The organism is Streptomyces sp. NPDC006872 (assembly GCF_040635845.1).
GTDB lineage: Bacteria > Actinomycetota > Actinomycetes > Streptomycetales > Streptomycetaceae > Streptomyces.
Genome location: NZ_JBEYIL010000007.1, coordinates 490659 through 504719, shown reverse-complemented (window position 1 = coordinate 504719; position 14061 = coordinate 490659). Strand labels below are relative to the sequence as shown.

At 71.7% G+C, this 14061-nt stretch carries 13 protein-coding genes; 10 read left to right on the top strand and 3 right to left on the bottom strand.

The genetic code is table 11. The annotated features are described in order from the left end of the window. Positions 1 to 3: 3 nt before the first annotated feature. The gene (locus ABZ725_RS23350) at positions 4 to 489 is read right to left on the bottom strand and encodes a TrkA C-terminal domain-containing protein (protein WP_358804493.1); all 486 of its coding nucleotides are present in this window, start codon (positions 487 to 489) and stop codon (positions 4 to 6) included. 182 nt (positions 490 to 671) lie between these two features. Between ABZ725_RS23350 and ABZ725_RS23345 the strand changes: the two genes are divergently transcribed. The 4 genes from ABZ725_RS23345 (at position 672) to ABZ725_RS23330 (ending at position 4772) form a co-directional block, all read left to right on the top strand. Continuing rightward, on the top strand, positions 672 to 1667 hold the full coding sequence (locus ABZ725_RS23345) for a sensor histidine kinase (protein WP_358804492.1): 996 nt from the start codon (positions 672 to 674) through the stop codon (positions 1665 to 1667). Beyond that, the gene (locus tag ABZ725_RS23340) at positions 1664 to 2392 is read left to right on the top strand and encodes a response regulator transcription factor (RefSeq protein WP_358804491.1); all 729 of its coding nucleotides are present in this window, start codon (positions 1664 to 1666) and stop codon (positions 2390 to 2392) included. The genes ABZ725_RS23345 and ABZ725_RS23340 overlap by 4 nt, the downstream gene beginning before the upstream one ends. A gap of 69 nt (positions 2393 to 2461) precedes the next feature. Further along, on the top strand, positions 2462 to 3991 hold the full coding sequence (miaB, locus tag ABZ725_RS23335) for a tRNA (N6-isopentenyl adenosine(37)-C2)-methylthiotransferase MiaB (protein WP_358804490.1): 1530 nt from the start codon (positions 2462 to 2464) through the stop codon (positions 3989 to 3991). A 64-nt stretch (positions 3992 to 4055) separates the two neighbouring features. After that, complete coding sequence (locus tag ABZ725_RS23330; RefSeq protein ID WP_358804489.1) at positions 4056 to 4772, top strand: class III extradiol dioxygenase subunit B-like domain-containing protein; 717 nt, start codon at positions 4056 to 4058, stop codon at positions 4770 to 4772. Between the two features lie 154 nt (positions 4773 to 4926). On the opposite strand, the gene ABZ725_RS23325 is transcribed toward ABZ725_RS23330, so the two are convergent. Both ABZ725_RS23325 and ABZ725_RS23320 read right to left on the bottom strand, forming a co-directional pair. Then, positions 4927 to 5196, bottom strand: a complete 270-nt coding sequence (locus ABZ725_RS23325) for an antitoxin (protein WP_351909502.1) — start codon at positions 5194 to 5196, stop codon at positions 4927 to 4929. A 24-nt stretch (positions 5197 to 5220) separates the two neighbouring features. Next, positions 5221 to 5544 (bottom strand): hypothetical protein, encoded by a 324-nt coding sequence (locus ABZ725_RS23320; protein WP_358804488.1) that lies wholly within the window; start codon positions 5542 to 5544, stop codon positions 5221 to 5223. Between the two features lie 181 nt (positions 5545 to 5725). Between ABZ725_RS23320 and miaA the strand changes: the two genes are divergently transcribed. From miaA to hflX, 6 genes are all read left to right on the top strand, one after another. After that, complete coding sequence (gene miaA / locus ABZ725_RS23315; protein WP_358804487.1) at positions 5726 to 6664, top strand: tRNA (adenosine(37)-N6)-dimethylallyltransferase MiaA; 939 nt, start codon at positions 5726 to 5728, stop codon at positions 6662 to 6664. Between the two features lie 108 nt (positions 6665 to 6772). After that, the gene (locus tag ABZ725_RS23310) at positions 6773 to 7282 is read left to right on the top strand and encodes a hypothetical protein (RefSeq protein ID WP_358804543.1); all 510 of its coding nucleotides are present in this window, start codon (positions 6773 to 6775) and stop codon (positions 7280 to 7282) included. 33 nt (positions 7283 to 7315) lie between these two features. After that, on the top strand, positions 7316 to 8185 hold the full coding sequence (gene dapF, locus ABZ725_RS23305) for a diaminopimelate epimerase (protein ID WP_358804486.1): 870 nt from the start codon (positions 7316 to 7318) through the stop codon (positions 8183 to 8185). A 299-nt stretch (positions 8186 to 8484) separates the two neighbouring features. Continuing rightward, the gene (locus ABZ725_RS23300; protein WP_358804485.1) at positions 8485 to 10689 is read left to right on the top strand and encodes an HD domain-containing protein; all 2205 of its coding nucleotides are present in this window, start codon (positions 8485 to 8487) and stop codon (positions 10687 to 10689) included. A 164-nt stretch (positions 10690 to 10853) separates the two neighbouring features. Further along, on the top strand, positions 10854 to 12401 hold the full coding sequence (locus ABZ725_RS23295) for a M1 family metallopeptidase (protein ID WP_358804484.1): 1548 nt from the start codon (positions 10854 to 10856) through the stop codon (positions 12399 to 12401). Positions 12402 to 12538: 137 nt separating this feature from the next. Next, entirely contained in the window at positions 12539 to 14032 is a 1494-nt protein-coding gene (gene hflX / locus ABZ725_RS23290; RefSeq protein WP_358804483.1) for a GTPase HflX, read from the top strand. The last annotated feature ends 29 nt before the right edge of the window (positions 14033 to 14061 follow it).

Sequence of the window (14061 nt, the reverse complement as noted above, 5' to 3'; positions counted from 1 at the left end):
GGATCACTCCCGACCGAGTATCGCCGCGGCCGCGTCCACGCCTTCGCGGGTGCCGATGACGATGAGGGTGTCGCCGCCCGCAAGACGGAAGCCGGGCGTCGGGGACGGAATCGCCTCGGCCCGGCGCAGCACCGCCACGATCGAGGCGCCGGTCTCCGTGCGCATCCGGGTGTCGCCCAGCAGCCTCCCGTTCCAGCGCGAGGTGGTCGCCACCTCGACCCGCTCGGCGACCAGACCAAGGTCCGTGGTGTAGAGCAGGCTCGGGCTGTGATGGGAGGGCATCAGCGCGTCGATCAGCGCGTCGGCCTCGGTGCCGGTCAGCCGCAGGGACTGGGCGCAGGAGTCGGGGTCGTCGGCCCGGTACACGCTGAACGTGCGGGCGCCGTCGCGGTGGGCCACCACGGACAGGTGGCGCTGCTCCCGCGTCACGAGGTCGTACTGGACGCCGATGCCTGGCAGCGGTGTCGTCCGGAGGCGTGGAGCAGACACGTTTCTTCCCCTTGCTGATCGTGTGCCGGTCGTGCCGGTCGTCCCGCCGCCATGCTGCCATCCACCCGTACGGTGACGACATGGGTGTCGTGACGGATGGACAGGGCCGACGGTGGGCGAAGAGGCTGGTCACGGCGGTGCCATGGCAAGAGGGAGAGAGCGGGAGAGGAGGAGCCGCGCACGTGTCGTTGTTCTGGCGGATCTTCGTCCTCAACGCCTTCGGCCTGGTCGTGGCGGCCGCGCTGCTGCTGGGCCCGGTCACCGTGTCCACGCCCATACTGCCGGGTGAGGTGCTCGTCGTGGTGGCGGGCCTGGCCGCGCTGCTGACCGTCAACGCGGTCGTGCTGCGCGTCGGACTGGCCCCGCTGGGGCGGCTGGGCCGGGCCATGGCCGACGCCGACCTGCTGCACCCCGGGGTGCGTGCCGTGGTCTCGGGGCCGGTCGAGACGGCCGAGCTGATCACCACCTACAACGCCATGCTGGACCGGCTGGAGGCCGAGCGCGCGGCCAGCGCGGCCGGGGCGCTGTCCGCGCAGGAGCGCGAGCGCCACCGCATCGCGCGTGAACTGCACGACGAGGTCGGCCAGACCCTGACCGCAGTGCTGCTCCAGCTCAAGCGCGTCGCCGACCGGGGCCCCGCGGACCTGCGCGAGGAACTGGGCCAGGCGCAGGAGGCCACCCGGGCCGGCCTCGACGAGATTCGCCGCATCGCCCGCCGGCTGCGCCCCGGCGTCCTCGACGAACTCGGCCTGCTCAGCGCGCTGCGCTCCCTCGCGGCCGAGTTCACCACCCACGGGCTGACCGTGCGCCACGACCTGCGCACCGGCTTGCCCCCGCTGACCGAGGAGACGGAACTCGTGCTCTACCGCGTGGCCCAGGAAGCCCTCACCAACACCGCCCGGCACTCCGGCGCCGACCGCGCCGAACTCCGCGTCCGCCCGGTCGCCGAAGGCGTCGAACTCCTCGTCCGGGACAACGGCAGCGGCCTGGGCGCGGCGGCGGACGCGGGTGCCGGCATCCGGGGGATGCGCGAACGGGCCCTGTTGATCGGGGCGACCCTCACCCTGTCGTCGACGCCGGACGGCAGCGGCGGCGGGCCGAGGGGGACGGACGTACGGCTGCGGGCGACGGCGAGCGCCGACCGACCGGACGTCGCCGCTCCGGGAGGCCACCGATGACGGACGCCACCTCAGCGACCTCCCCCACTGCCAGCCCCGCGTCGCCTCTCATACCCGCACCAGCCACTCCGCCGACCCGCGTCCTCCTCGCCGACGACCACACACTCGTCCGCCGGGGAGTGCGGCTCATCCTGGACGGTGAGCCCGATCTGACGGTGGTCGCCGAGGCGGGCGACGGGGCCGAGGCGGTCGAGCGCGCCCGGGCCGGGGACATCGACCTGGCCGTCCTCGACGTGGCCATGCCCCGGATGACCGGTCTGCAGGCGGCCCGGGAACTCTCCCGCCGCCTCCCGGCCCTGCCCATCCTCATCCTGACCATGTACGACAACGAGCAGTACTTCTTCGAGGCCCTCAAGGCCGGAGCCGGCGGCTATGTCCTCAAGTCGGTCGCCGACCGGGACCTGGTCGAGGCCTGTCGGGCGGTCGTGCGCGACGAGCCGTTCATCTACCCGGGCGCGGAACGGGCCCTCGTCCGCTCCTACCTGGACCGGCTGCACCGCGGCGACGGCGTCGACGGACTGCCCGAGCGGCCCATCACCGAGCGCGAGGAGGAGATACTCAAGCTCGTGGCCGAGGGCCACACCTCCAGGGAGATCGGCGCGCTGCTCTACATCAGCGCCAAGACGGTCGAACGGCACCGCGCCAACCTCCTGCACAAGCTCGGCATGCGCGACCGCCTGGAGCTCACCCGCTATGCGATCCGCGCCGGTCTCGTCGACCCCTGAGGCCGGTCGGGGGCGAGGGCCACTCGTCGGGGAGACGGGCGTTCCGCGTGGAGCGCCTACCCTTGAGCCATGACCAGCAGCAGCGACCGGAGCCTCGCAGTGGACGTTCAAACACCTAAGAGCTACGAAATCCGCACTTACGGGTGCCAGATGAACGTCCATGACTCCGAGCGATTGTCCGGGCTGCTCGAAGAGGCCGGGTACGTGCGCGCACCCGAGGGGTCGGACGGCGACGCGGACGTCGTCGTCTTCAACACCTGCGCGGTTCGGGAGAACGCCGACAACCGGCTGTACGGCAACCTCGGCCGGCTCGCGCCGCGGAAGGCGAGCCGTCCCGGGATGCAGATCGCGGTCGGCGGTTGCCTCGCGCAGAAGGACCGCGACACCATCGTGAAGCGGGCGCCCTGGGTGGACGTCGTCTTCGGCACGCACAACATCGGCAAGCTTCCGGTCCTGCTGGAACGCGCGCGCGTGCAGGAAGAGGCGCAGGTCGAGATCGCCGAGTCGCTGGAGGCCTTCCCGTCCACGCTGCCGACGCGCCGCGAAAGCGCCTACGCGGCCTGGGTGTCGATCTCCGTCGGCTGCAACAACACGTGCACCTTCTGCATCGTCCCCGCCCTGCGCGGCAAGGAGAAGGACCGCCGCACCGGCGACATCCTCGCCGAGATCGAGGCGCTGGTCGGCGAGGGCGTCTCCGAGATCACCCTGCTCGGCCAGAACGTAAACGCTTACGGCAGCGACATCGGCGACCGTGAGGCGTTCAGCAAGCTGCTACGCGCGTGTGGCGCGATCGAGGGCCTGGAGCGCGTCCGCTTCACCTCGCCGCACCCGCGCGACTTCACCGACGACGTCATCGCCGCCATGGCCGAGACGCCCAACGTCATGCCGCAGCTGCACATGCCGATGCAGTCGGGCTCGGACACGGTCCTGAAGGCGATGCGCCGCTCGTACCGGCAGGAGCGCTACCTCGGGATCATCGAGAAGGTCCGCGCCGCCATCCCGCACGCGGCGATCACCACCGACATCATCGTGGGCTTCCCCGGCGAGACCGAGGAGGACTTCGAGCAGACCCTCCACGCGGTCCGCGAGGCCCGCTTCGCCCAGGCGTTCACGTTCCAGTACTCCAAGCGGCCCGGCACCCCCGCCGCGACCATGGAGAACCAGATCCCCAAGGAGGTCGTGCAGGCGCGCTACGAGCGTCTCGTCGCCCTTCAGGAGGAGATCTCCTGGGAGGAGAACAAGAAGCAGGTCGGCCGCACCCTGGAGCTCATGGTGGCCGAGGGCGAGGGCCGCAAGGACGGCGCCACCCACCGCCTCTCCGGCCGCGCCCCCGACAACCGCCTGGTCCACTTCACCAAGCCGGAGCAGGAGGTCCGCCCCGGCGACGTCGTCGTCGTCGAGGTGACGTACGCCGCCCCGCACCACCTCCTGGCCGAGGGCGCCGCCCTGGAAGTGCGCCGCACGCGCGCGGGGGACGCCTGGGAGAAGCGCACCGCGGAGAAGGCGGCGAAGCCGGCCGGAGTGCTGCTCGGTCTGCCCAAGATCGGGGTGCCCGCCCCGCTTCCGGTCGCCACGGGCAGCGGCTGCGGCTGCGACTGACGCGTCCGGCGCGGCACCCCCAGTGGTCGCCCCGTGGGTCTCCTGCGGGGTTACCCTGCCGATCATGCTTGTCGCCGCAGCAGTCTGCCCCTGCCCGCCCCTTCTCGTGCCCGAGGTGGCCGCGGGCGCCGCTCCCGAACTGGACGCCGCACGCACGGCCTGCTCCGACGCGCTGGCCGTGCTGGCGGCCGCCAGGCCGGACCGGCTGGTGGTCGTCGGACCGGCCGAGCAGTCCGCACGCGGCCCGTATCCGGCCGGCGCCCGGGGTTCGTTCCGCGGCTTCGGAGTGGACCTCTCCGTGCGGCTCGGCCGCGGCGGCGAGGCCACGGCGCCCCCGCGCGAGCTGCCGCCGTCCCTCGCCGTCGGCGCCTGGCTGCTGGAGCGGACGGGGTGGTCGGATGCCCCGATCGAGGGACTGGGCGTGGGCGAGCCGTTGACGGCCGAACGGTGTCTCGAGGCCGGCCGGGAGATCGCCGGAGCGGCGGGGCGGGTGGCGCTGTTGGTGATGGGCGACGCCAGCGCATGCCGGACGCTGAAGGCGCCGGGCTATCTCGACGAGCGCGCGGCGCCCTTCGACGCGGAGGTCGCGCGGGCGCTCGGCGCGGCGGACGTGGCGGCGCTCAAGGCGCTGGACCCCGAACTGGCGTCCGAGCTCAAGGCCTCGGGCCGGGCGTCCTGGCAGGTGCTCGCAGGCGCGGCCGAGGAGGCGGGGCTGACCGGCGTGCTGCTGTACGAGGACGCTCCGTACGGCGTGGGGTACGTGGTCGCGACCTGGTCGTAGAACCGGGCCGGACGGCGGTCCCGTACCGCAGATGAGACGGCGGAGAGGCGACGCGACGGCTGAAACGGAAGATGAAAACGGCAGATGAAACGGCGGACGGCCGCGAGCGTCTGCGCTTCGCGGCCGTCCGCCGTTTCACCCGTTCGGCGTCCGCTCAGGAAGCCGGCGGGGGCGGGCCGGGCGGAGTGAACGTGTCGCCGCCGCCTGCCGGCGGCTCCTTGTGCGCGATCCGGTCCATGGCGCCCTTGGCCTTGTCGGTGCCCGTGTGGATCCTGTCGCTGTACTTGCCCTTGGTCTTCTCGTCGACGACCTTCGCGGCTTTGTCGATACCGTGCTGAACCTTGCCCCCGTGCTGTTGCGCGAGGTCAGAGACCTTGCCCTTGGCCGGGGCGAGCCTGGCCTTCAAATTGTCCAAAAGACCCATGGGTCACCTTCCCTCACGTCTGCGTCATGTGCGGGCGCCTTCGCCGGCCTCGCTGTCGGCCGCTTCCTCGGCCGACTGCTGCCGGGGGATCTCGACGCCGTCGGTGGCGGCGACCGGCTCGGCCGCCGTTCCCGTTCCCGTTTCTGTCACCGACGCCGACTCTGTCTCCGTCGTATCCCCGGCTTCGGCCGTCTCATGCCCGGCCTCGGCAGCCTGTTCCACCTCGGCGCCCTCCTCCGGGGTGCCCTCCGGTGTCGTACCGGACGGTGCCTCGGTGGCGGTCGCCTCCTCGGTCGCAGCCTCCTCGGCGGCCTTTGACCTCCGGAAAAGTCGCGCCAAAACGCCCATATCCACTCCATACCGTACTCGTGCGGGCGAAAACCCGCGTCGGCCGGTGCGTCCGATTGCGCCACCGGGGTCGCCGCCCCTGTGAAGGGCGACGGGAAACTCGCAACGGGCAACGACCTCGGACCGGCGTCGTCACGTAACTCGTTCGAGGGCGGGGGTCGGGGTTTGCGAGACTGGTGCCGTGAGCAGCGCACCCCCCGCCCCCCGCGTCATTGCCGTCGTCGGACCGACCGCGGCCGGAAAGTCCGCTCTGGGCGTCTTCCTGGCCCGGCGACTCGGCGGCGAGGTCGTCAACGCCGACTCCATGCAGCTCTACCGAGGGATGGACATCGGCACCGCCAAGCTGACGCCCGAGGAACGCGGTGGAGTCCCGCACCACCTCCTGGACGTCTGGGACGTCACGGTCACCGCCTCCGTCGCCGAGTACCAGCGGCTGGCGCGCGCGAGGATCGACGCCCTGCTGGCCGAGGGCCGGTGGCCGGTTCTCGTCGGCGGCTCCGGGCTGTACGTCCGTGGCGCCGTCGACAACCTGGAGTTCCCCGGCACCGACCCCGAGGTCCGCGCCCGGCTCGAGGAGGAGCTCACACTGCGCGGATCAGGCGCGCTGCACGCCCGGCTGGCCGCCGCCGACCCCGAGGCCGCGCACGCGATCCTGCCCGGCAACGGCCGCCGTATCGTCCGGGCCCTGGAGGTGATCGAGATCACCGGAAAGCCCTTCACGGCCAATCTGCCCGGCCATGACTCCATCTACGACACCGTCCAGATCGGGGTCGACGTGGCCCGCCCCGAACTCGATGAGCGCATCGCCCGCCGCGTCGACCGGATGTGGGACGCGGGGCTCGTGGACGAGGTCCGCGCGCTGGAGGCGCAGGGCCTGCGCGAGGGGCGTACGGCGTCGCGCGCGCTCGGCTATCAGCAGGTTCTCTCGGCCCTCGCCGGCCAGTGCACACAGGCCGAGGCGCGCGCGGAGACCGTCCGTGCCACCAAGCGCTTCGCGCGCCGTCAGGATTCCTGGTTCAGGCGCGATCCACGGGTGCACTGGTTGAGTGGGGCTGCGGCTGATCTCACAGAACTTCCGGAGCTCGCGCTGGCGTTGGTGGAACGACCGGTCACAGCCTGATCACGTCATGGCATCGGGACGCCCAGGCCGCCGTCCGGGCCTCCGACGCCGTGCCATCATCGAGCTTCGATCGACCAAGTGGAGTCCGAGTTGGGAGGGCGCGTGGCGATGGAGGCCGGCCCTCGCGACACCGCACAAGGCACCGAGCACGTCACCGCCGAGCGTGGTGAAGCGGAGCCCGAGGAAGCCCGTCTGAGCCCCGACGGGCCGGACGAGGACGACACCGGGGGCGGGGTGACCGACGACGGTCCCGAGCCCGAGGAGATGTTCGCGGGCGGCCCCGAGGTCGAGGTCGAGCTGCGTCCGCAGCGTCGGCTCCGGATCTGGCAGCTCGCGCCCATCGTGGCGCTGGCCGCGATCGGCTCCCTGATGTTCGCCTTCCCGCTCGCCTTCGACTTCGGCGACAGCGGGGCCATGATCGCCATGCTCGGGCTGCTGATCTGCTCCTGCGCGGCCGGCTGGGGGATGATGGCGGCCCGCCGCGTTGGTTACACGTGGCCCGGTCTGCCCCAGCGCGGCTCCGGTCGCCGCCCCGACTGGCGGGTCGTCCTCGCCTACGTGGTGATGGTCGCGGCGGTGGTGGCCCTGGCCGTCTGGCGGGTCGCCCGACTGCGCTGATGCCGCGCGCGTGCCACCCCGTACGATCGAGGGATGAGCACCCGGATCGCCTTCCTCAAGGGGCACGGCACCGAGAACGACTTCGTGATCGTCCCGGACCCCGAGAACGCCATCGACCTCCCCCCGGCCGCCGTCGCCGCCCTGTGCGACCGTCGCGCGGGCATCGGCGGTGACGGACTGCTGCACGTCGTGCGGTCCGCCGCGCACCCCGAGGCGAAGGACATGGCGGCCGAGGCGGAGTGGTTCATGGACTACCGCAACGGCGACGGCTCCATCGCCGAGATGTGCGGCAACGGGGTCCGGGTCTTCGCGCGCTACCTCCAGCACGCCGGCCTCATCCCTGAGGGGGACCTCGCGGTCGCCACGCGCGGGGGCGTGAAGAGCGTGCACCTCGCCAAGGACGGGGACATCACCGTCGGCATGGGCAAGGCACGCCTCCCCGAAGGGGAGGTCACCGTGAGCGTCGACGGGCGCAGCTGGCCCGCGCGGAACGTGAACATGGGCAACCCGCACGCCGTCGCCTTCGTGGACGACCTCGCGCACGCGGGCGCGCTGTACGCCCCGCCGCCCTTCAGCCCCGCCTCCGCCTATCCGGACGGGGTCAACGTCGAGTTCGTCGTGGACCGAGGCCCGCAGCACGTCGCCCTGCGGGTGCACGAGCGAGGGTCCGGCGAGACCCGCTCGTGCGGCACGGGCGCGTGCGCCGTCGCCGTGGCGGCCGCCCGCCGGGACGGCGTCGACCCGGCGGTCACCGGGACGCCCGCCACGTACATCGTGGACCTGCCCGGCGGCCGTCTGGTGATCACCGAGCGGCCCGACGGCGAGATCGAGATGACCGGGCCCGCAGTGATCGTGGCCACAGGTGAGATCGATTCCGAGTGGCTGGAAACAGCCTTTCGCTGACGCGGCCGCGGCTTTGCATCGGAGGCCGGGGCGGCCCGGCGGTGCACAGGAGCAGCCCCGGAGGCCGGTCGCGGGTTCGAATCGACGACCGCCTCCTGGTCAGGCGGCTCGAAACCGTAAACCCCCGATCCTTCGCTCGAATGGGTGATCCGTTTCACGCTCGGCGAGAGGCGGTCAGTCGGGCGTGATGGGCTCGGTAGCATCAAGCACCGGCCCGGACGGGGGACCGTTGACCAGTCCCCTGAGCCGTGTCCGCCCTGGGACACCCCGTCCGCCGGTCCACGCAGCCGGAGGTGCCCATGAGTGCGGAGGCCACGAACCCTGCGACCCCAGGCCCGGTAGTGCCTGCAGTGCCTGCAGCCCCCCGCAGGCGCAGTCGCCCCCGGATCGACCTGCGCCGCCTGGGCCGGGCCGCGTTGCTCGGCCCGGCCTCCCGCGGCCGGCTGCCCGACGCGATCGGCCATGTGGTCGAGGCCCACCGCGCCCATTACCCCGACGCCGACCTGCAACCGCTGCACCGCGCCTACGTGCTCGCCGAGTCCTCGCACCGCGGCCAGATGCGCAAGAGCGGCGAGCCCTACATCACCCACCCGCTCGCCGTGACGCTGATCCTCGCCGAACTCGGCGCGGAGACCACGACCTTGACGGCGTCTCTGCTCCACGACACCGTCGAGGACACCGATGTGACCCTCGATCAGGTCGGCGAGCAGTTCGGCGCCGAGGTGCGCTATATCGTCGACGGCGTCACGAAGTTGGAGAAGGTCGACTACGGGGCGGCCGCCGAGCCCGAGACCTTCCGCAAGATGCTCGTCGCCACCGGCAACGACGTCCGCGTGATGTCGATCAAACTCGCCGACCGGCTGCACAACATGCGCACCCTCGGCGTGATGCGCCCGGAGAAGCAGGAACGCATCGCCAAGGTGACCCGGGACGTCCTCATCCCGCTCGCCGAACGCCTCGGCGTCCAGGCCCTCAAGACCGAGCTGGAAGACCTCGTCTTCGCGATCCTGCACCCCGAGGAGTACGAGCACACGCGCGAGTTGATCGTCGACAACGCCTCCCGCGCGGACGACCCCCTCGCCGAGTTCTCCGACGCGATGCGCGCCGTCCTGCGCGACGCCGACATCCAGGCCGAAGTCCTCATCCGGCCACGGCACTTCGTCTCCGTGCACCGTGTCTCCCGCAAGCGCGGCCGGATGCGGGGCGCCGACTTCGGCCGGCTGTTGGTGCTGGTGAACGAGGACGCCGACTGTTACGCCGTCCTGGGCGAACTGCACACCTGTATGACGCCGGTGGTCTCGGAGTTCAAGGACTTCATCGCCGTCCCCAAGTTCAACCTGTACCAGTCGCTGCACACCGCCGTCGCCCGCGAGGACGGCCAGGTCGCCGAAGTCCTCATCCGCACGCACCAGATGCACAAGGTCGCCGAGGCCGGCGTCGTCGCACTGGGCAACCCGTACACGGGGACCGCGGAGGAGCAGACCCGACAGAGAGTCCCGGCCGACGAGGAACGCGTCGACCCCACCCGGCCCGGCTGGCTCTCCCGCCTCCTGGACTGGCAGGAAGGCGCTCCCGACCCCGACACCTTCTGGTCCACCCTGCGCGAGGACCTCGCCCAGGACCGCGAGATCACCGTCTTCCGCCCCGACGGCGGCACCCTCGGCCTGCCCGAGGGCGCCACCTGCGTGGACGCCGCCTACGAGCAGTACGGCGAGGACGCCCACGCCTGTATGGGCGCCCGCGTCAACGGCCGCCTGGCGACCCTCAGCACCGTTCTGCGGGACGGCGACACCGTTCAGCTCCTCATGGGCCAGGACCCCGCCTCGGAGCCCTCCAGGGAGTGGCTGGAGCACGCCCACACCCCCGCCGCCCGGATCGCCATCCAGCGATGGCTGGCGACGCACCCGACCCCGGCCGAGCACGAGGGCTCCGCACCGGCAGCCGACGCCGAGGCCTCCGGTACCGCCAAGGCCGCCGAGGGGACCGCACGGTCCGCTGCCGACGCGACCGCGACCGACGAGCCCGCCCCGCGGTTCGGCGCCGCCATCACCGTCGTCGACCGGCCCGAGGCGAGCGTCCGGCTCGCCGGGTGCTGCACGCCCGTACCCCTCGACGAAGTCACCGGCTTCGCGGTGCGCGGGGGAGTGGTGACCGTGCACCGCGCCGAGTGCGCCGCGGTGGCGCGCATGGTGGACGCGGGGCGTGAGGAAGTCGAGGTGAGCTGGGGCGACACCGCGGGATGTCGGGTCACCCTGGTCGCCGAATCGTTCGGCCGCCCCCATCTGCTCGCCGACCTCACCGAGGCCATGGCGCTGGAGGGCGCGGAGATCGTCTCCGCGACCGTCGAGCCCCCGAGCCAGCAGCGGGTCCGCCACACGTACACCGTCCGACTCCCGGACGCCGCCCACCTGCCCACCCTCATCCGGGCCATGCGGAACGTGCCCGGGGTCTACGACGTCGACCGCGCGCAGCATCACGCGCCGGCCTCCACGGGGCCGGCCTAGAGCGCCCACACGCGTGTGCGACCGGTCAGGGCGCCCACACGCGTGTGCCTGAGCCGCGCCTGCGTCCCGCCCGGGCGTCACGCACACGCGCGTGAGCAACCCGTTCGGGTGGGCCGGTCGCGCGTCGCCCACGTGGCACACGTGCGCGCTGGTAGCGGTGGTGCATGCTGCTCACCCCCCGCGTCCGGCTGAAGTCCGCGCTGCTCGCCTCGGCCGTCTCCGTCTGCCTCGTCGCCGCGAGCGCACCCGCCGTCCCGCTCGGCGTCGGCGATCGTCTCTTCCCGCACCTGGGCAACCCCGGATACGACGTCGCGTCGTACGACCTGTCCTTCACCTATCCCGGCACCAACAGCAAGCCCCTCCAGGCGGTCACCACCATCAACGCCTGGACCACCACCGCCCTGGAGCGGATCAACCTGGACTTCGCCCACGGCAAGGTCGACTCCGTCGAGGTCGACGGCGAGCCCGCCGCCTTCACCGGCGCGGGCGACGATCTGGTGGTCACCCCGGAGGACTCGCTCACCCCGGGCAGCTGGATGCGGATCACCGTGCGGCACACCAGCGATCCCGTGAGCACCGCCGACCGCGACGGCGGCTGGGTCAGGACCGCGGACGGTCTCGCCATGGCCAACCAGGCGGACGCCGCCCACCTGGTCTTCCCGTGCAACGACCATCCGTCCGACAAGGCGATGTTCACCATCCGGATCACCGCGCCCAACGACTACACGGCCGTCGCCAACGGGCTGCCGGCCGGCGTCGAACGGGTCGGCGACGCCACCACATGGACGTACCGCACCCAGCACCCCATGGCCACCGAGCTCGCCCAGGTGTCCGTCGGCCGTTCCACCGTCGTGCACCGCGAAGGGCCGCACGCACTGCCCGTCCGGGACGTCGTGCCCACCAAGGACCGTGAACTCCTCGAACCGTGGCTGAAGAAGACCCCCGACCAGATCGCCTGGATGGAGGGCAAGGTCGGCCCCTACCCCTTCGAGACGTACGGCGTGCTCATGGCAGAGGCGTCCACCGGGTTCGAACTCGAGACGCAGACCCTCTCTCTCTTCGAGAGAGACCTCTTCACCGAGCCCGGCTACCCCAAGTGGTACGTCGAGTCGATCATGGTCCATGAGCTGGCCCACCAGTGGTTCGGCGACAGCGTCAGCCCGCGCACCTGGTCCGACCTGTGGCTCAACGAGGGACACGCCACCTGGTACGAGGCGCTGTACGCGGAGGAGAAGGCGGGCCGCACCCTGGAGGCGCGCATGAAGGCGGCGTACGGCGCCTCCGACCGCTGGCGTGCCGCGGGAGGCCCGCCGGCGCAGCCCAAGGCGCCCGACCCCGGCCAGAAGATCAGCATCTTCCGGCCCAACGTCTACGACGGCGCGGCTCTCGTCCTGTACGCCCTGCGCGAGAAGATCGGACGGCCCGCGTTCCAGCACCTGGAGCGGGCATGGGTGCACAACCACCGCGACTCCACGGCGTCCACGGCCGACTTCCAGAGCCTCGCCGAGGAGATCTCCGGACGCGGCCTGTCCGGGTTCTTCGAGGACTGGCTGTACGCCGAGAAGACCCCGCCGATGCCCGGTCACCCGGACTGGAAGTCGGTGGCGCCGACAGCCGGGAAGGGGCCGAAAGCCACACCGCAGGCCGCACCGCACGCCGGGCCGCACACCGCGCCGCACGCCGTGCCCAAGGCCCCGCCGGCCGCGAAATAAGACCGTGACGAGACGGGCCGTACCGTGCGACCATCGTGACGTCGGCGCGGCACGGGCCACGGGAATCTCCCGGGGTGCTCGTGCGTTCTCTCTCATGAAGACAGCCGTGCCGGCATCCCCAACGACGTAAGGACCCAATGACCTCCTCTTCTTCCCCTTCCCAGGACACCAAGCGCATTGCGCACGCCTACCCCGAAGGTCTTCGGGCCGATGCCCTGATGGAAGAGGACGTCGCCTGGAGCCACGAGATCGACGGAGACCGGGACGGCGACCAGTTCGACCGCTCCGAGCGCGCGGCCCTGCGCCGCGTGGCAGGCCTCTCCACCGAGCTCGAGGACGTCACCGAGGTCGAGTACCGCCAGCTCCGCCTGGAGCGGGTCGTGCTCGTCGGCGTCTGGACCACGGGGACCGCACAGGACGCGGACAACTCCCTCGCGGAGCTGGCCGCCCTCGCGGAGACCGCGGGCGCGCTCGTGCTCGACGGCGTCATCCAGCGCCGTGACAAGCCCGACGCGGCCACCTTCATCGGTTCCGGTAAGGCCCTGGAGCTGCGTGACATCGTCGTGGAGTCCGGCGCGGACACCGTCATCTGCGACGGTGAGCTCAGCCCCGGCCAGCTCATCGCCCTCGAAGACGTCGTCAAGGTCAAGGTCATCGACCGTACGGCCCTGATCCTCGACATCTTCGCCCAGCACGCCAAGTCCCGAGAGGGCAAGGCACAGGTCGCGCTCGCGCAGATGCAGTACATGCTGCCGAGGCTCCGAGGCTGGGGTCAGTCACTGTCCCGTCAGATGGGCGGCGGCAAGGGCGGCGGCCTCGCCACCCGTGGTCCCGGTGAGACCAAGATCGAGACGGACCGGCGGCGGATCCGCGAGAAGATGGCGAAGATGCGCCGGGAGATCGCGGATATGAAGACCGGCCGCGAGATCAAGCGCCAGGAGCGCAAGCGCCACAAGGTGCCGTCCGTCGCCATCGCGGGCTACACCAACGCCGGCAAGTCCTCCCTGCTCAACCGGCTGACTGGAGCGGGCGTCCTGGTCGAGAACTCCTTGTTCGCGACCCTTGACCCGACCGTGCGCCGGGCCGAGACACCGAGCGGCCGCCTGTACACGCTGGCGGACACGGTCGGTTTCGTCCGGCACCTGCCGCACCACCTGGTCGAGGCGTTCCGCTCCACCATGGAGGAGGTCGGCGAGTCCGACCTGATCCTGCACGTGGTGGACGGCTCGCACCCGAACCCGGAGGAGCAGCTGGCCGCCGTGCGCGAGGTGATCCGGGATGTCGGCGCCACCAAGGTGCCCGAGATCGTCGTGATCAACAAGGCGGACGCTGCCGACCCGCTGACGCTCCAGCGGCTGATGCGGATCGAGAAGCGCTCCATCGCGGTCTCGGCCCGTACCGGCCTGGGCATCGCCGAACTGCTCGCGCTGATCGACAACGAGCTGCCGCGGCCCTCGGTCGAGATCGAGGCGCTCGTGCCGTACACCCACGGCAAGCTGGTCGCCCGTGCCCACTCCGACGGCGAGGTGATCTCCGAGGAGCACACCCCGGAGGGCACCCTGCTCAAGGCACGGGTGCACGAGGAACTGGCGGCGGACCTCGCTCCGTACGTACCGGCGCCGGCTGCCTAGGACCTGTCCGTCCCGGCGCTGTCATGGCC